The sequence below is a fragment of the Pedobacter kyungheensis genome, from assembly GCF_000812965.1.
In the GTDB taxonomy this organism is placed as follows: Bacteria; Bacteroidota; Bacteroidia; order Sphingobacteriales; family Sphingobacteriaceae; genus Pedobacter; species Pedobacter kyungheensis.
This window is the reverse complement of sequence record NZ_JSYN01000049.1, coordinates 1-18,335: the sequence shown is the minus strand read 5'-3', so window position 1 is coordinate 18,335 and position 18,335 is coordinate 1. Positions and strand designations below refer to the sequence as shown.

The window sequence follows — 18,335 nt, the reverse complement described above, 5'->3', positions numbered from 1 at the left end:
AACAGGGTTCCGGTAATGGGTTTGTACTGGTTATTTACCATTGCTTCGATAATTGAGGTGTCTTCAGTCGACTCGATCTCAATGTCAATGGTACCGCCGTAAACTCCGGAAGAAGGTCTTCCCTTAGCATCTACATCGCGGTTTAGCGCATAGGCACAATGAAGTACATCGTACTCCTTGCCTGAAAAATTTAATCTAGCTTTGAAAGCCATAGTTTTAAAATTTAAAGGTTTATAAATCGATTATGAGTAGCCTCTGCTACATCAAATATTTAAAACCAAATATCAGGCCAACAATTCCTATAATACTCATACAGAAGCACTAACAAAATGCAAAAGCGGTTCAGAAAGCGTTATTACGAATTGTTAAAAGCGTTTTATAAAAAATAAAAATGTGGAAAAATTCTAAACCCATCGAAATCAGATACAAACAATTATTTAAAAGCATACAAAAAATGATTAATAAATCTACAATTTGATGCATTTATCAACGGTTAGAATTTCAGGATAACCGCGCAAAAAAAATCCCCCAATTAAATTGGAGGATTTATATTTAGCCTGATTGAATTAGTGTTGCAATACTTTAGCTATTTCTTTTTCAATCGATTTGATTTCTTTGGGCTTTAAGTTTTTGGTGGCATCTGCTTTTGTTTTTTTCTCATCGGCATATTTTACACCAACCCTTAGTGCTTTCAATCCGGAAACGCCTTGCAATTCTTCCAGCTCGAGCTGCTCTAAATCGTCGTTTAAGAAGCCCTGCACCTGCATGTATTTAATGTACTCTAAATACTCTTTGGCCTCTTCGGGATTAAAATAAACCATGGCAATTTTATGCGGCTGGGTTAAACGCTCGGCCGTACCTTTAACCAATACTTTATCAATGCGTTTTTTAACCACTTCGTAACGGATGTTGTACGCTCCTTCTACATCAAAACGGCGCTCATCATTCCTGAAACTAATGTCGATAGCATTAGAATGGATGAAGATCAATTGCGTAGTTTCGAGCTCGCGCGGCATTTCGGCAATCAAACTTTTGGATAAACGGGCAATATCAACCATTGAGGTAAGCTGCCACAGGCGAATATTTTTCAGATAAAGCAAATCGAATGGTTTTTCGGGTGCAATTTCCTGACCAATGTAAATATCGTACTCCACCCCATCTGTTCTGAATTTGGCAAAATAGCAAGGATAGGAAGCCTGTAACTTAGCCTGCGATTTTTCGAGATACTGACTTACCTCGGTATTGATTAACTGCATGGAAACTTCCAACTGCCTGCGGTTTTCGAATGCTGCACCGGTTTCGGGCACCACTACTTCAAAATACTGATCAATAACTTCGGTCGTTTTAGGATGATTTCCTTTAATGATAGACAGGAAAGGATAAACTTCTACCTCCAAAAATTCGTTCAGCTGACTTTCCTCGTTCGAAGAAGCGAAATCGCCAATGCGTTTAATCCAATCTTTACAATTGAAAATCAACTTATCGATCAACTCTAAAGAAACATGCTTGCGAATGAGTTTTAGCGTATCAATTAAGGTATTCAACTGTACCTCCATATCATCTTTAAGCGCTTTGTTGCGCTCAATGGTGGAGTTACGGATATCTACAGCACCAAAAAGCGGATATAAATGCTTGAAGGTAATGGTTTCGATCTCTTTTAACTTGTGGTAGCCATTATTTTGCTGAAGGAAATGCCAAACGGCTTCGTTAAATTTCCATTGAACAGAAGGTTGCAAGGCGGTAAATTTATCCATCAGGATTTCATCCATCTTGGCATCAAATTCTTCAATACTGTATTGAAAAAGCTGGCCAATTAAAGGCAATGCCGGACGTAATCTCGACAGCAACTTATCGTCTACAACTACTTCATCGTTAGAATAAACCTCCAATACGCCTGCAAGCTGCTTATTGTAATAAATAGGCAATACAGAGTAAGAACATACACCAGCGGCTTTTAAAACCTTTAAAAAAGGATCTTTTTCGATCTGGTCGTCGTTAATGGCACTTACAAAAATAGACCGGGGGTTTTCCTTGTACTTATCAACCAGCGAATAAAAAACTTCTTCTTCCAGATTAGAAGCTTTTGCGGAATTGATAAGCATACTTTGCGAAAACTCCTGATTATCGAATACCAGTTTATCGTTAACAGTTAAAAATGGCATTAAGCCAAATTCGAGCTTACTGTTACCACTTAATGTTTTTAAAGCATGTATTACGTGGGTATAGGCTTCGGTTTGGTAATTGTGATCAACCAGAGCACCACGAATGCCTTCGATAGAGTGCTGCAAAGTAACATCGGTAATGGAAATGATGCTAAAACCTTCAAAATGAAAGTTTTTTAAAGGCAGGTGTTCTACCAGGTATTCTAATTCTGTTTCTTCCTGAAAATGTTTACCAAGTGCCTCAAAATTCAGCTCAGGTAAATCACCCTTATGAATAATATCTACAAACTTGGTATCGGTTTGGATATTATAATACTGCGTAAGCTTGGTTTCCTGATTTAAATGGGCATAAATAATTTCATTTTTAAGTACCGAGGTAAAATTGTAAAAACGGGCTAAAATGGTATTGTAAATAAATTTCAGCTGTTTCTTTTCTACCGGCTCATTATCTTTGGTTACCTTGTTTTTAGGATCGTGATCTTTAAAAAACTGGTAAAAAGCATTGGTACTAAAAAATATCTGATCGGGAATTGGGGTACTTAAAGCCCAAAACAAATCGTCTTCGTTATCCATTAAAGGTGTTAGAATGGTAAAAATCAATTCTAACGTATCTTTATATTTTGATAAATCTTCGGCGCTAATGCCACCTAAAAGCACATCGTCTTTTTCTATTTTTTGAAGTAGAAACCTGTAAAATTCTGATTTTACCGATTTCTCTGTTTTCAAACGGCCCTTTAAATACTCCACAAGTGGACGAAAAGACAGACTTGATTCTACCTGGCAATGAATACATTCATTTTTGTGTATCTGTATTACATTGGTGTTCATTGTATAAGTTTTGCTATAGGGTAAAAATTATAGTTATCTAATTAGTTACTAAACTCTTGCAAAGGTAGTTACTACCTGATGCAATGTTAGTCTGCTGAACGTAATACTTCGATAAAACATCCATAATTATGTTACACAAATTTAATACCTAAAATTCAGCGATACGTACGGATACCAGCCATCACTGGAGTGGCCCATCACAAATCGTACAACTGTTAGTGATGCGGGAGCGAAATAAACCCCTCCTCCAACGCCGTGGTGCCATATTGTTGATGGTTCGTCACGTTTCCAAACCCTGCCAACATCATAAAATCCTAACAAGCCAACTTGTCCGGGTAAAACGTAACTTACCAAATCCCCAAGCTTTGCCCTGAGCTCTAAGTTATTGTAAAACATGTGCTCGCCTGCAAACCTGAATTGGCGGTAACCTAACAGATTGCCTTGTCCGCCTAAATATAAAGCCTGATAAAAAGCCGGTTTACCCACCGTAACCCCACCACCAAAGCGATCGGCGAGGATAAAGTTCTTTCTGCCATCTAAATTTTTATACAGGGCAATACTGGCGGTAAACTGTGCTATAGAATTGGAGTACTTGTTTACACCTTTGTAGCCCAACAGTTTAAAATCGACAAAACTACCCAAAGTTGGCAGGAGGTCGTTATCGCGGGTATTGTTGGTGAAATTTACAAATGCACCGGCAAACATCTTTTCATTACGTACGGTTAAACTATCGGATGAGTGTAACTGCGGGCCATTTTCTATAAATCTGCCAGCATTATCTTCTTCGTTAAATTTATAATACTGAAAAGCCGGCCCCACGCTGAAAGTAGATTTTGGCCGACGCCAGCGGATGGCCGCATCGAACTGGTAAATGTTAAAACGTGCCCGATAATACCTGATATCGTCGCCATGCTCATCGAAATGGGTTTCGTTACCGAAGCCAAAAAAGTTTTGGGTATTGTTAGGCGCATTGATATCGGCTTTTGCCACGATATCGCCTTTTCCTAAAGCTTTTAACCACTCGCCTTTATAGTTAAACTTAAAAGCCCTGGTAGAAAACGAATGTAAAAACGAAATGGTTTGCGCATTGCCGTAAGGCTGTTTTCTAAAACCCGGGTTGGTTTGTTTGTAAATTAAACCCAGTAAAACCCCGTCATCATTGTTGTAACCTGCATTTAGCAACCAGGTATTGCGGCGGTACATATCTTTGGGGATATAGCTAAAGTTGGCAGTATCATTTGAGATAATTTTCCTGATTTTATGCTGATCGTCGCCCAGGTAAGTTGCCTTATCTGTGCGGCCATAAAGTTTCACATTGCCATTGCTGTTGGCAAAATCGTAAACTTTATTGCCCTTGCCGCCAATAATACGAATGCGGATGCCCGAGTTTTTATTATTCAGGATCAGGCTGTCGTTTCCGTTGTGCATGTACACCCGGATTTCTTTGGTAACCTTCGGATCGAAAGCACGGTTAAAAAGTTCGTCTTTAATATTGCCCTCTTTCGAAATTTTATTGATTTTAACGTTCAGGCCATTTTCGGGCGCATCGGTAATTTGTATGCGTTCATTCTTATTGGTTACTTCAATATCTACAATGCGGTTAAAGAAATGATAATACTGGTTCATTAACTTAGGCAGTGTAGCAATGCGGTTGCGCAGTTGTGCCAAAAGGGCATCGTGGTGTAAAGAATAACTTGGCTCCGGCAGTTTTTTCAATGCTTTTTCAAAAACGGCATCGTTATAATTGGCGCAAAAATCTTTTACAATCTTATCGAATTCTGCTTCACCGATATTGGCTGTCCAGCGGCTGCTGATTTCCCTTCCTTCCCATAAAAACCAGTTTATATTTTGTATACCCCTTTCGTAGCCCTGCATCATGGGTAATAACGAAGAAGATTGGGTATAACGCTGTAACTTACCATCGGATCTAAAAAACACCTGATCCCTGTCGCGCGGAACCGGCGAATATATTGAGCCATCTTTGGTTTTGGTTTCTTTCCAGCGCCACTGGTCTTCGTGCCTGTCCCAATCGCCTAATAATACATCGAAAGCCCTGGCCTTTACCCAGGCCGGGCCATCCAAACGGTTATCGTTATCTGCGGTTAGTTTTTTATCCATTTTAGGCGAGTTATCCGATTCGCCTACAGGCTCACGTTCTTCGAAAAGGCATAAGGTATTAGCAAAAGCAGGCTCAAATTCGCCAAGGTTATCATCAGGAGAAACCCAGCCAATAATTGGCGAGGTGTGTGGAATGCCTGCAGCTTTAGCGAGATCTGGCACCACCAGCGCCGAAAAGGGGTGCTGTGCCGACATGTTATCTTTAATTACATCTTTGGCAAAGGTTTCACGTAAGGCCGGAGGTAAAAGTACTTCAGGGTATTTTTCTACGCTGCGCAGTACATATTCTTTCCCGTTTTTATCTTCTAAACGTAAAGACCTCGATTGGTTACCACCGCCACGTTGCGTAGCTTTTAAACCACCCATCATTTGCGAAACTCTCAGCACAGGTACTTTGGTACGTTCGGCATATTCTTTTCGGTAGTTTTCGCCAAAAATATAGCGGTGGAAACGCCCAACACTGTCGTACTCGGGTTTAATGGTAACGAAAATACTATCTGCCGTAATGGGTTTATCGCGGTTGCGTACTTTTTGGCTAATGGTTTCGTATTTCTTGGTGTAGCTGTAAACCCGTTTAACGCTGGTATCGGAATAGATGTAATATTCGTAGCGCATATCGTTGTTCTTTAGCTGATCTGCTACGACATAACCCTGCTGCATTTCGTGAAACAACGAGGTTTTACCTTCTTTATTGGGCGAAACTTTTGAACCGGAACCACTGATAATCTGTAACTGTTTGCCCTTAATTAACTGCAAACCATGCTCGTGCCCGGCCACATAGGTAACGTTTGGATAATCGCCAAATACGCCGGTAACAGATTTAATCATATCCTTATAGGCAGGATGGTTTAAATCTTCGGGGCTTAGTAAAGTTGAACGTAGCAAAGGATAAACCGAGCCTAAAACCGGCATGGGGATATACAGATTTTTGTTTAGCGAAGTGAGCGGGAAAATGTGGTTGCGCAAGTTGAAATAGCCGCCATGCGGCCCATAGCTTTGAAACGGGTGGTGCGAAGCCAGAAGAATCATTTTATCTTTATTTTCTTCGAGCAACTGCTCCATTTTCACCAGTATTTCATCTTTGGTACGGCAATCGCAATCGCCACTGTTGTTGAATTTGTTGTATGGAAATAACCACCATTCGCTATCATAAGCAATAATGGTTAATTTATCGGTTAATTTAATGGCTACGGGATCGGGGCAACCGTTATCGGGAATCAATTTTAGCAAGGGATCGTTCTGTGCGCGGAGATAATCGCCCTGAGCCTGTATTTTGGCCAGTCCTTTTGGCCCCGATTTATCCCAGTCGTGGTTGCCAGGCAAAAAATATACCGCAGCCCCCATTTTACGCATGGGATCGAACTGAGAGTGTAATATCTTTTTGGTTTCTTCCTCTTCAACACTGCCAGGCAGGCCCATTCCTGTTGGATAAATGTTATCGCCAAGATAGAGTACGGTAGTTTTTTTTGGGATAACTTGTTTGGCGGCATTTTTTAAATCCTGCATTTGCGCTGGATTCATTTCACCGGCATCGCCGAAAAGAATTACGCGGTATTTAACATCATCCTGTGCAAAAGTAATGAGGCTGGTTAAACATAAGATTGAAAAAAGGGTAAATCTTTTAATCATATTCCGGTGTTTGTATAAAGATAGTTAATTTTAGAGTTTGTTTATATATCCGACAATTCCTATATCGGTCGTCACCCTGATCCGATAGCTATCGGATTTCCGCCCGGCCAGTCGGACGGGTATTTCAGAGTCTATGAGATGCTGAAACAAGTCCGATAGCTATCGGACCAGCATGACGATCGTAAGGAAGTAAGCTTTGCGAGCCTACTTTTTCAATTTAAACATTAAAATATTTCCGGCTGCAAGGGTGCCTCCCTCGTTAGAAATGTAAAGATTATTGTCTTTATCGAAAGCAATACCTTCGGGCTGATTAAAGAAACTACCAGGCAAAGGATAAGTGGCCTTCACTTTAAAACCAGCATCGGTTACTACCAGCAACTTATTGATTGATGAAAGTACGTACCACTCGTTGGTTGCTACATTTTTAGTCAACGCAGACGGACGGAATTTTGATCTGGCGGCACCAGACATTTTTTCGATATCCTTGTGCGACAATCCAAACTGACCAGCAAGTGTAAAAGTACCGTCAGCGGCAACCTTAAATCCATAAATACTGGTGGTTTTGGCTTTTGAATCAGGCTTGCTGTCTTTGGTTAAAATGTAAATCATGCCTGCTTTTTCATCGGCAGCCAATCCTTCGTACTCGGCTTTGGGTACCAGATCTTTCGTTTTAACCACATTGGCTACAGCCGGAGCATTAATGCCTGCAATAGGGAAAGTATGCAGCTCACCGTTACTTTTTAACACAATAACAAAGTTTTTAATGATGGCCAGGTCTTCATAATCACCCTTACCGCCAAATTTGGTAAACTTTGCTGTTTTATCGGTTAAACCTAGATGAAAAAGATCTCCGTCCTCATCCTGAATGGCAAATACCTCTTTAGCATCGCCGTTATGGAAAACAATACCCGAAATTTCGAACAAACTTTGCGGCATATTGTATTTCACTGGTTTGCTTAAATCGTAGGGTAAGCCTGTTTTTTGGGCTTCGGCTACAGCTGTATTTTCGGCACCTGTGGTTTCTTTATCATCACGGGTACTGTTTACGCATGAAATGCCTAAAAAAGCTGCTGCAACCAAAAGGCCCGAGGCAATGAAAGTTCTTTTATAATTCATGGGAAGTTAAATTTAATGCTTGTTTTTTAATAGTTGATAAATGCCGTATTGTGAAGCAACAGGCGTTCCTGTGGTTTCAACCGGTATGTTATCCATATTTTCATCAATACTAACAGCCTGCACATTATCTTGTTTTTGAATGGCTATGATATCGATAATTTCCTGCCTGATTTGTGCATCGTAAATCGGGAAACAGACTTCAATGCGGCGGTAAATATTGCGGTTCATCCAGTCGGCCGAACCCAGGTAAACTTCTTCTTTGCCTAAGTTATGGAAAATAAAAATACGGCCGTGCTCTAAATAACGATCTACAATCCGCGTAACTTTAATGTTTTCGCTCATGCCCTGTACACCGGGTACCAGGCGACAGATACTGCGCACAATCATATCGATTTTTACACCAGCAGTAGAAGCCTCGTAAAGTTTATCGATCAAAACCTTCTCTTCGAGGTTATTCATTTTAATAGTTATTGCTGCTACTTTGCCCTGTTTGGCATGTTCAATTTCGCGGTCAATTAAAGCCAGAAAAGCCGTTTGCAGGTTAAACTGCGCCACCAGCAGGTGCTTAAAATGAATCTGATCGGAAGCTGTTGGTTTTACCCTTTTGGCCAGAAAAATAAACAGAAGCTCAACTTCCCGCAGCATTTCTTTATTGGCTGTCATTAAAACATGATCGGTATAAAATGCAGCAGTACTTTCGTTAAAATTTCCGGTTGAGAATAATCCCGAATAATGCATCCTGTCGCCAACTTGCCGTTTAACCAGCGCCACTTTAGCATGTACTTTTAAAGCGGTTACACTATAAATAATATCCACCCCCACTTCGCGCATTTTCTTGGCCCATTTGATGTTGTTGGCTTCATCAAACCTGGCCTTCAGCTCGACCAAAACGGTTACTTTTTTACCATTTTTAGCTGCACTGATGAGTGCATTTACAATTTTCGAATCGCTGGCGACGCGGTAAAGGGTTACATAGATTTCGCGAGTATCGGCATCAATGGCGGCCTCGTTAAAAAAACGCAAAATGCTGTCGTAACTCTGGTAAGGGGTATGTACAATGATATCCTTTTTGTAAATGGCTTCGGTTAAAGTGCCTTCAATTAAATCGGTATTGCAGATTTTTGGCCAGCTCTCGTTCGATAGTTTTGGCGAATTTACAGGGAAAGCCATAAAATCTTTCAGGTTATGGTATTGCCCTCCCTCTATCCTATTGGCCTTTTTTAAGTTGAAAAGTTTCTTCAATCTATCCATCACCTCATCGGGAATGCCAGGCTGATGTAAAAAGCGGGTAGCTAAGCCTAAATCGCGTTTTAAAAGCTGTTTTTCGAGCTGCTCGGATAAACTGCCCGGATATTCATCTTTGAGATCGAGTTCGGCATCGCGGGTAATTTTGAAACTGTAACAACCGGTAATTTCCTGACCTGGAAAGATCCTGTTGAGATGAAAACGGATAATATCGTCCAAAAAAACAATAAAAGTACCATCTCCAGTATCTACTTTGTAAAAACGCGGCAGCTGATTTGACGGGATATTAAGGATAACGTTTTCCGTTTCTGCTTCCTTTTTAAGCGTAACCAAAAAGTACAACTCATTGTTGGCAGGAAAGAATTCTTTATTATCTTTCAGATGCACCGGTTGCAGAAAAGCCATTACCTGGCTTAAGAAATACCGGCTAAGGTTTTGCTCAATTCGTTCTGGGATGGCTTGACCGTAAATTAAGTTGATCTTGTTTTCTTTAAGCAGCGGGATTAATTCTGTACGCAGCACTTTACCATAGCGTTGCTGCTGATCGGAAATAAGCTGATTGGCGGTATTTAATAAATTATCGTCTATTTTAATGTCGTTATCCTCGCGGTTACTCAATTTCTCCAACGCCAGCAAAATGGGCATGCGTACGCGGTAAAATTCATCGAGGTTGGATGAAAATATGGATAAAAATTTAATACGCTCCAGCAAAGGCACCGTACTGCGTTCGGCTTCCATTAAAATGCGCTCGTTAAATTTTAGCCAGCTTAAATCGCGGTTAAAGAAAGTAGTTTCGGTTATTTGTTCCATTACAGTTTACCGTAAGCTGCGTAAGCAATAACAAAAGCAAATACTGCGGCAATTAAGCCCCACATAAAGATATTGTAGGCCAGGCGAATCAATTTGTATTTACGGCCTAAAACCACACCTTGCGAGTACACATCGGTAATTAAGGTTCCGTATAAAAAGTCTTTATCGTTCATTACCTTAATCATCCCCTCGGTATAGCTGGGCAAACTCATTTTATAAAAGTTACCAAAAAACAACAGGTTTACTTTTTTATTGTCCATATCTTCTTTGGTAAATTCTCCTTTGGGGATAGATGGACGGGTTGACAGGATGGAAACCACCACACAGGTTAAACTCACCAAAAGCAAAATAAAGGTGGGTATAATGAGGTTACCGTGATCTTCGAGCCTGCGCAACAGCAAACTCACAATTAACGATAGCATAATGGAATTTACGGTAATTAAAATATGGGCTTTATTGTCGGCCATATCGCTCAGGCGCTGGTTATTAGCCGAGGTAATGCGAAACATGGTTTCGATGCCTTTATCGGGGCGATCGCCTTTATCTTTCTTTTTCTTTCCGGTTACCACTTCTGGTGCAAAATTTTTGGTTTCGGCCAGTTCGGTACTGATTTCTTCCTGGGCAGTGAGTTTGCTTTTTAATTTCGCAATGTTGGCTTGTTTCTGATCACTTAACAACAGGTTGGCATAATCGGTATGGTAATGGTGCGACTCCATAAACTGAATATCTTTCTGGCGCCATTCGGTCTTGCTAATGTCTTTTTTGTAGATCAGTTCTACCTCTTTGTGCATTAACTTGCCTTTTTTACGAAAATCGGGTAATCCGAGGTGAAACAGGTCGGCATCGCAAAGAATTTTATCAATTTGGTTGGTAGGCTGCTGAGGTATCTTAGTAGCCAGAATAGCACTTTTAACGCCCTCTCGCACTGCGGCATTTACACCGTGCTGCTCCAAAAAATGATCGGCCATTTCTGCCCCTTTAGCCTCGTGGTTTAATGCGTCTTCAAAATAACCGGTATCGTGAAAATAAGCGGCAACGGTTACGGTGAAAAAATCCTCTTCACTTACCTGGTAGTGGTTGGCAATTTGCTGTGCAGCATTAACTACTTCTTCGGTGTGTGCTAAATTGTGGTAAACCAGCCTCGGATCGTTATGGGTTTGAAAGTAATGGCTTACATGGCGGGCCACATCTTCCTGCAATTGTTTATAGTTCATGAGCGTATTCGGGCTGTGATAAGGTATAGTTCTGTAGCAAATGCATTTTCTTTAAATCTATTAAAGCTAAAATTGTTTCGTTTTTACGATCATAAAATTACGCTAATTTTAGCAAAAACAATGTTCATCTGCTCTAAACAATAATAATGCCTGATTATTTTACAAAAAAGCAAAAAGACTAAAGCTTAAAGCAGAAAGACCAAAGTGCAGAGCAGAAAGACCAAAGCTGTAAGACTAAAGCTGAAAGCTGAAAGACCAAAGTGCAAAGCAAAAAGACTAAAGCTCAAAGCCGGAAGATAAATAATAGTCGAAAGTCTGGGCGCAGAACTAAAACTTAATGACCTTAATTCCTTAATGATGAAAAGACTAAGGCGGGAAAACAAAAACAATGCTGAAGAATAGTCGGAGGTCCGGAGATCGGGGACGGAAGTCTGAGCACAGAAGAGCGGAAAGCTTAAATACAAATGAAAGCCTAAAGTCTTGAGGCAGCACTAAAACTTAATGACTTTAATTCCTTAATGATGGAAAGAAAAAGGCGGAAAGACTAAAACTTAAAGCAGATCGTCATTTCGAGCGGAGTGCAACGAAGTCGAGAAATCTAACTTGAAAAGATTTCTCCCTGCCCGATGCAGGCGGGCATTTCGCCACCGGGAAAACCGGCTGGCTCCAGTCGAAATGACGATCCTATATTGGATTTGTCATTGATAGGGTAACGAAGTGGAGATTACGATCTGCTTTTAGGGGGGCAGAACTAATGAATATCTTTACTTTTTAAAACTTGCCAGTGCCTCATCAACCAAAGGTGCAATGGTTAAAAAATTGTTTGCAAGCTCAACAATTTGCTGCGCTATATTTTTATCGTCAAAACTTACCCAACCTTCCATTAAAGTTAGGGGGCCATAGTTAACACTTACATTAGGCCACTGCTGCTCAAATGCTTCAAAAGCACTCCTGAATACATTAGCAAACTTTCGGCTTTCAATGGCGTAACCGGGCAAATGCCGCAATTTAAATGCGTGTATATTGTACAATAATTTTTGCTGTTTATCGCTTTCATCACTCATCCAAATGGAAAAAAATATCCGGGTTTTGGCCAATAAGGGATCTTCTTTAGAACTACACCAGGACTTTTTATATATTTTTAAGCAAACACAATCTAATACCTCAAGTACAGCTGTTTCGAGCTGCATTTCTTTTAACAGCTGCAGATTTAGCTGGCCTTCCACACTACTGAATATTTTGAGGTACTTTTCTGATTCCGTCATTTTGCTTTGTTAATTTAAAAACACAAGTTATGTTTTTGATTCGAATACAGTGCTTTTAATAACTAGTCATTTCGAAAGGAGCGCAATTTATACAGATTTTACATCGGTAACGAAGATAGATCTCTCCCCGCCTGTACGGGCAGGCATTCCGCTGCGCTCCAGTCGAGATGACGGTTTAATATTTAATTTTGGGTTAGTCCATTATTTAATCTGGTAAATTACCTCATGTGCTTCCCAAAGAGCCGGCACTTCGAGTTTATGCACCAGTTTCTCTAAAACAGCCGCTGGCACTATGGCATCGCGGTTTTTGTTCTGCTGAAATAACAACTGATGTGGCACTTCGATATACACTACACGCACTTTCGCTTTGTAGGTATTAAAAAGTTCGATCAGTTGCACCCGCATTTGTCCGGTAATATTGGTGGCATTCCACACAAAAGGCTGTTGTTTACGCAAATATACCCTGGCTTGTTCTTTGGCCTCCTGTATTACCCTGCCATTACCGGCCTTATCGGTTGCTTTTATTCCCCATTTTACACGGATGGCATCTAAAGAGATAACCGGCCAATCGGCATAATGCTGCCTGATAAAAGTATCTTTCCCTGCACCTGGCAGACCGCTCATTAACACTACTTCAGCTTGTGGCTCATCAAAAGGTACATAATCCAGATAGCTGTCTTCGTGCTGCAAATAATGTATTTTAGCTTCGGCTGAGACAAACGAGCGTGCCTGCCCCCAGCACTGGTGCTCTTTACAAAATTCTTCGAAACAGGCTATCCGGTATAACATATCTTCCTGATCGATACAGATGCGACCAAGCATATCGGCACGTGCCAGTAAAGCAAGCCATTGGGTATTTACCTCCATGCTTACTTTAACCAAAGCCTTAAGCGGATCGGGTTTTTCGAACAACCAAATCGGAAAACCATGGTGACGCACGAGGCCAACAATCTGCTCGCGAATATGAAAAGGCACCTTACCATCCAGATACAACAATTTACGGGCAAACTGCGCGCCTTTACGTGCGTGCCCGTTTGAGGTAATGCTCCCATCGGGTTCAAATACGGTTGTACTGTACTTTTCTACATCGTGTAACAGCGCGGCTGTCCACAAAATTTCCTGCTCCTGTGCAGGTAAAGCTTTAAAATCAGCTTCATTTTGCAGGGCAGCCAAGACCATCTGTGTATGTATAGCCACATTGCCTTCGGCATGATATCGTTTATCCTGCTCCACCCCATTCATCCGTTTTACCCAGTCGAACCGTGTTTCCAGGTATTCCCAGTTTTTATTTTCGCTAAAGGTCCACATGTTTACCTCCTTCGTTAATTAAGGCCGCACGTTTCCAGTTTCTGGTCCAATGTTCATCGGTTTTAACGTGCCCCTTACGTACATATTTAAATACATTTTGGGCAAAGGCATCGGCCTCGTAGCCCGCAGCATTGCGGCTAACAATTCCCTCCATGGTGGTTGCTTTTTTATCATATATATCGAATGGGTCGAAAGTACCACGACCAGCAACCAAAGTCAATATTTCGCTTTCAAATTGTTTCTGATCAACCGGTGTTTGTTCTGTTTTAAGCACCGGCACGGTTGGTAAATCAATCAGTTTTGCATAAAATTCGGTTTCTTCCCAACTTAGCCAGCGGCCATGCTCGCGGATGCCAAAAACGTAAAAATGATGTTCGAGTTTGCGGTAAGCGATGGAGTGTATGGCATATAAATTTTCCATAAAAAATTCCAGATCGCCCAGATCATGCTTTACCAGTTCCCAGAAACGCCTTAGGCTTGCTGTCCATGGCGAAGTAGTTGGTGCTGCATGTGAGCGCGCAAAAACCCCATAACGCGAAAGGCAATTGTTTTCGCCATCTAATTTTTCGGTATGTATCAATGTTGGGATCTGTTGTATGTTATCCCAATAGTCGTGCTGTATCCGGTCATCGCTGGTTGTGCCCGGCGAAAACGGATAATGATACGTACGACCATATTTTTGTGAAATAGTCATCTTGTAATCAATAAAAATAAAAGAAATAGTAATTACTCCCTTCCAGATTTGGAAAGGTCATTTAACATGAATGTGTAAATGAGATTACATGACGCAATAGGTTATTATTTTTTAATATGGCTGCAAAGGTAGTAAAACCAATTTATAATCGCACAAAAATCCGGGATAATGTGTTTTTAATCAGCACACTAATAAGATTATGAGGTTTTAAGACGCACAAACTGAATATAATCGGTATTAACCGAATCGATACCGTGTTGTTTCATTTCTTTGGCAATTTGTGCCCGATGATAGGTACCATGATTAAAAACATGCAGTAAAATATCGGGCACAGCAGTTTCAAAGGCTGTACCGGCAGAGTTGCGGTATTGAATTAAGGGTAAAGAATGGTCTTCAGGATTTTCAATTGCTGCAAGCCCCTGCCCGCTTTCGGCTAATAATTTGCTACAAGTTTCGAGATCGTGCTGCTGCCGAACACTTACGTTGGGTTCCCGACCATTAATACGGTACAACCAAATCATCTGGGCATTCATGATATGACTGAATAGGTTGATACAAGATTGAGGCAGTACACCTGCATGTGTTTTTAAGGCAGCCAGCAAAGTTGAATTGGCCCAGTTATTATAGTTGCAAAATTGTTGGAGCATGGTTAAGGGGTTAAGGATATTTTGGCTAAACAATTATTAGATTTTATTTTGGCATTCCGGCCTGCATCAGACTCACCTTAAGTAAGCGCTTCCCTTTCCCAACTATGTTTGTTATAAACAGAATTTCAGCTCCATTAGTATACATAGTATGACCATTTTCGTTAATTTTTTGCTTAAAACCACTTGCTAAAGCTTCTTTAACCAGCAATACTAACTCATTTTTATTATTAGTTGTGTAAGCACAACCTTTCAACATTTTAGCGTCTGTAAGTCGGTAATAACTGGTATCTCTTTCATCAACATGTTTATAGCTCAGACTTGTTGAGTCGCCCCAACTAAATTGATAGCCTATTTTCTGAAAAAAAGCCTTTTTATCTTTCAATTTTAGCTTAAGGGTTTGACGCAAAATGGCCAAACTCGGAGCAGTTTTCGGCTGAACATGGGTACAAGATAATATCAATGTTAAACCAAGCAGGAGAAGAGCGATATTAAATTTCATGGTACCATATAATTTTAAAATCAGAATCTAACATCAAAAACGCCATCCTTTATTACAACCGAATCCTGCAGGTTCTTAATATTATATAAGGTTCCATTTAATTTACCGCCAACAAAAGGCACACCACTGTCTTTAGGTTTTTCGTATCTGGTAATCTGCACTTTGAAAGGTGGCTTTGTTTCATTAGTGGTATATACTTTTGAATCAGCTGATCCTAAATTAGTAACCAGGTAAATGCTGCTTGCAAAACTTTGTTTGTATGGATCGCTGTCTGACAACAAATATTCCTTTTTCTCAATATCGAAAATACGAACCTGGAACTTTGAATCTGTTGTTGTGTTTAAAAACGTTTTTGGCACTGTTACATTTACGGTATACATTTCTTTTTGTGTACCATCTCCGTAACCAATACCAGTCCAGCTTCCGCTAAATATGTTCCTGTTTTGATCGATTGAACCCTTGATTTCAAGCGATTGCCCTGCAATTTGCATTTTGATAAATTGAACATATGGCGTTTTAGCGGGTACCTCTGCATTTGGTTTCTTACAAGAGCAAAGCAACATGATTATGGCCAGGTTAAAAAAGAGTTTCGTAAACATTTTCATAAGACAGGTATTTGTGTGAGCACTTTAAACAGCCCCCATGCATTAAAAAAAAGATTCATAAAAGCCGAGCAATGTAAAAATAACAAATAACTAATAAAATAGTAATTAATCAAAAATTCTTTACACAAACGTTTGCTCCATTCGAAAATCAGGGGTAAAAAAATCAACTAAAATTTTATTAATCAACTGATTTCCAGCGACATTTTATCTATAAAAACATTTCATCTCCAATCTCCCCTATTTAAAACTACAACCTCAATAAAAATTGTAGCATAAAAAATTGTAGCTGTGTTTATTTAAAAATATAAGTTGTAAACAGGCAAACGTTTGCGCTTAGAAACTTATTTTTTTTCTGCAGTTAGTGGCTAACTTGAGTTTAGGTTAGCAACAATAATTTCTTTTTTATTGTGCTACAGTCTTCTATTTCGGGTTAGCGGCTAAGTATAGCAAATCATCGTCTGCATGCAGACAAAGTATTCCGGGTTGAATATTGAGGCTAGGTTAAGCAAAATAATCTCTTGTTTTTACAAGACGATTGGATAAGTGCAACTTAATTAAAACAACCATATAACTAACCAAAATCACAAAAAATGAAAAAAACAACTTCATTTGCTGCAAGCATGTTTTTATTGCTTAGCCTTTTCTCCTGTAAAAAAACTGAATCGTTACAGGATACCCAATCCGCAGAAATTAAAAAAAACATCGCCGTTACCGAGAGCTTGGGGGGCACCTCGTTAAACGTGGGCCTGGGTGGTAATGCCTACACTGCCGGCACCGGCGGGTTAATTAATGATACAGGCTTACACAACTGGACCTCGGCCAGCACCATTACCAGTGTTTGGTTCAGGCTGGGCCTTACGGGTAGTTTAACTGTAGCAGTTAAAGGTACTGTACCATCAGGAAGCAGCAACATTAAAGTAACCATTAACGGTACCGTGTTTAACAAAACCATTACCGGTACCACAGCCACCACCACTAATATTGGTACCGTAAACATTACTTCAGCCGGTTATGTTAGGGTAGATATACAGGGGGTGAGCAAAACAGGCAGTTATTTTGGCGACATTTCTGATCTGGTAATCAGCGGACCAACAGTTGCCTCAAACGTGCAATATGCCAACGATGTAACCAATTATTACTGGTCTCGCAGAGGCCCATCGTGCCACTTAAACTACACCGTTCCATCGGGTACCGAATGGTTTTACAGCGAGCTGAATGTTCCCAGCGGACAGGATAAAATTGGTTCTTACTTTATGGCCGATGGTTTTAGCGGTGGCTATTTCGGTATGCAGGTAAACTCGGCTACAGAAAGAAGAGTTTTATTCTCTGTTTGGGATCCATCAACAGGGTCTACTACACTGGTAAGAAAAGGAACGGATGTAACCACCAATGGTTTTGGTGGCGAAGGTACCGGAGGCCAATCGTACATGCTGTTTAACTGGGTGGCCGGTACCACCTATAAGTTTTTACTGCAAGGTAAACCAGATGGTGCAGGCAGTTCTGATTATACAGCCTGGTTTTATGCCCCCGAAAATGGCGTTTGGAAGGTTTTAGCGCAATGGAAACGCCCAAATACTACCGCATACTTAACTGGTGTATACTCGTTTATCGAAAACTTTAATCCGGATCAGGGCTATTTACAGAGAAGCTGTAACTATGGCAACCAATGGTACAAAACCAGTGCGGGCAGCTGGACAGAGGTTACCAATGCCAGTTTCAGTTATGATGCTACTGCTTCTGCAGAGCAGAGAATGGATTATCAGGGTGGTGTAACCGGCAATAGTTTTTACCTTAAAAACGGAGGCTTCTTTGCAACTTATACGAGTTATGGCACTGCTTTGAGCAGAACAGCTACGGGTACAGCCCCGAGCGTTAATTTAACTACTTTACCGTAATAGTTTTAATGTAAGCATGAGTGAATTTGAATAAGAGAATAATCTTCGCACATTAAACATTCAATCATTCAAATTCACTCATTCAATAATTAATTTAGGTTTCTAAAACATTTCAACCTTATAACGTCTTAACTTTTCAACATCCAATCATTCGTTATTTATCATTAAGAAATTAAGTGCATTAAGAAGCTTGCCCAAATTATAACCGACAGCTACCATTGACAAACACCTAAGAATGTCGTCATTGCGAGAAGGCTTTTTCAGCCGACGAAGCAATCTTTATAGCAAGAATTACCGGCA

General features: G+C 40.4%; 13 protein-coding genes. 1 reads left to right on the top strand and 12 read right to left on the bottom strand.

The window, feature by feature from the left end; translation table 11 throughout:
- The 12 genes from tssD to OC25_RS25910 all read right to left on the bottom strand — a co-directional run.
- Positions 1-212 (bottom strand): type VI secretion system tube protein TssD (tssD, locus tag OC25_RS25965; protein WP_039483210.1); only part of this gene is annotated, 212 nt, incomplete at its 3' end.
- A gap of 354 nt (positions 213-566) precedes the next feature.
- Positions 567-2,888, bottom strand: a complete 2,322-nt coding sequence (locus OC25_RS25960) for a GAF domain-containing protein (RefSeq protein ID WP_209435639.1) — start codon at positions 2,886-2,888, stop codon at positions 567-569.
- Positions 2,889-3,131: 243 nt separating this feature from the next.
- Positions 3,132-6,737, bottom strand: a complete 3,606-nt coding sequence (locus OC25_RS25955) for a BamA/TamA family outer membrane protein (protein WP_082018722.1) — start codon at positions 6,735-6,737, stop codon at positions 3,132-3,134.
- Positions 6,738-6,941: 204 nt separating this feature from the next.
- Positions 6,942-7,853 carry an SdiA-regulated domain-containing protein gene (locus OC25_RS25950; protein WP_039483207.1) on the bottom strand — a complete coding sequence of 304 codons (912 nt, stop codon included), beginning with the start codon at positions 7,851-7,853 and terminating at the stop codon, positions 6,942-6,944.
- Between the two features lie 12 nt (positions 7,854-7,865).
- Positions 7,866-9,908 carry a polyphosphate kinase 1 gene (ppk1, locus tag OC25_RS25945; RefSeq protein WP_039483204.1) on the bottom strand — a complete coding sequence of 681 codons (2,043 nt, stop codon included), beginning with the start codon at positions 9,906-9,908 and terminating at the stop codon, positions 7,866-7,868.
- On the bottom strand, positions 9,908-11,122 hold the full coding sequence (locus OC25_RS25940; protein ID WP_039483200.1) for a Pycsar system effector family protein: 1,215 nt from the start codon (positions 11,120-11,122) through the stop codon (positions 9,908-9,910). The genes ppk1 and OC25_RS25940 overlap by 1 nt, the downstream gene beginning before the upstream one ends.
- 764 nt (positions 11,123-11,886) lie before the next feature.
- The gene (locus tag OC25_RS25935; protein WP_039483198.1) at positions 11,887-12,387 is read right to left on the bottom strand and encodes a hypothetical protein; all 501 of its coding nucleotides are present in this window, start codon (positions 12,385-12,387) and stop codon (positions 11,887-11,889) included.
- Positions 12,388-12,588: 201 nt separating this feature from the next.
- Positions 12,589-13,695 (bottom strand): AAA family ATPase, encoded by a 1,107-nt coding sequence (locus tag OC25_RS25930; protein WP_039483195.1) that lies wholly within the window; start codon positions 13,693-13,695, stop codon positions 12,589-12,591.
- Complete coding sequence (locus tag OC25_RS25925; protein ID WP_039483192.1) at positions 13,682-14,389, bottom strand: RNA ligase family protein; 708 nt, start codon at positions 14,387-14,389, stop codon at positions 13,682-13,684. The genes OC25_RS25930 and OC25_RS25925 overlap by 14 nt, the downstream gene beginning before the upstream one ends.
- Before the next feature lie 197 nt (positions 14,390-14,586).
- The gene (locus OC25_RS25920) at positions 14,587-15,036 is read right to left on the bottom strand and encodes a DinB family protein (protein ID WP_039483190.1); all 450 of its coding nucleotides are present in this window, start codon (positions 15,034-15,036) and stop codon (positions 14,587-14,589) included.
- Between the two features lie 43 nt (positions 15,037-15,079).
- Entirely contained in the window at positions 15,080-15,535 is a 456-nt protein-coding gene (locus OC25_RS25915; RefSeq protein ID WP_039483186.1) for a hypothetical protein, read from the bottom strand.
- A gap of 20 nt (positions 15,536-15,555) precedes the next feature.
- Complete coding sequence (locus OC25_RS25910; RefSeq protein WP_039483185.1) at positions 15,556-16,140, bottom strand: DUF5025 domain-containing protein; 585 nt, start codon at positions 16,138-16,140, stop codon at positions 15,556-15,558.
- 590 nt (positions 16,141-16,730) lie between these two features.
- Between OC25_RS25910 and OC25_RS25905 the strand changes: the two genes are divergently transcribed.
- A complete protein-coding gene (locus OC25_RS25905) occupies positions 16,731-18,035 on the top strand; it encodes a DUF3472 domain-containing protein (RefSeq protein WP_039483183.1) in 1,305 nt (434 codons plus the stop codon).
- Positions 18,036-18,335: the final 300 nt, after the last annotated feature.

Coding starts and splice junctions, on each gene's coding strand:
- OC25_RS25955 (WP_082018722.1), bottom strand. CDS start 6,737: ATGATTAAAAGATTTACCCTTTTTTCAATCTTATGTTTAACCAGCCTC.
- OC25_RS25950 (WP_039483207.1), bottom strand. CDS start 7,853: ATGAATTATAAAAGAACTTTCATTGCCTCGGGCCTTTTGGTTGCAGCA.
- ppk1 (WP_039483204.1), bottom strand. CDS start 9,908: ATGGAACAAATAACCGAAACTACTTTCTTTAACCGCGATTTAAGCTGG.
- OC25_RS25940 (WP_039483200.1), bottom strand. CDS start 11,122: ATGAACTATAAACAATTGCAGGAAGATGTGGCCCGCCATGTAAGCCAT.
- OC25_RS25935 (WP_039483198.1), bottom strand. CDS start 12,387: ATGACGGAATCAGAAAAGTACCTCAAAATATTCAGTAGTGTGGAAGGC.
- OC25_RS25930 (WP_039483195.1), bottom strand. CDS start 13,695: ATGTGGACCTTTAGCGAAAATAAAAACTGGGAATACCTGGAAACACGG.
- OC25_RS25925 (WP_039483192.1), bottom strand. CDS start 14,389: ATGACTATTTCACAAAAATATGGTCGTACGTATCATTATCCGTTTTCG.
- OC25_RS25920 (WP_039483190.1), bottom strand. CDS start 15,036: ATGCTCCAACAATTTTGCAACTATAATAACTGGGCCAATTCAACTTTG.
- OC25_RS25915 (WP_039483186.1), bottom strand. CDS start 15,535: ATGAAATTTAATATCGCTCTTCTCCTGCTTGGTTTAACATTGATATTA.
- OC25_RS25910 (WP_039483185.1), bottom strand. CDS start 16,140: ATGAAAATGTTTACGAAACTCTTTTTTAACCTGGCCATAATCATGTTG.
- OC25_RS25905 (WP_039483183.1), top strand. CDS start 16,731: ATGAAAAAAACAACTTCATTTGCTGCAAGCATGTTTTTATTGCTTAGC.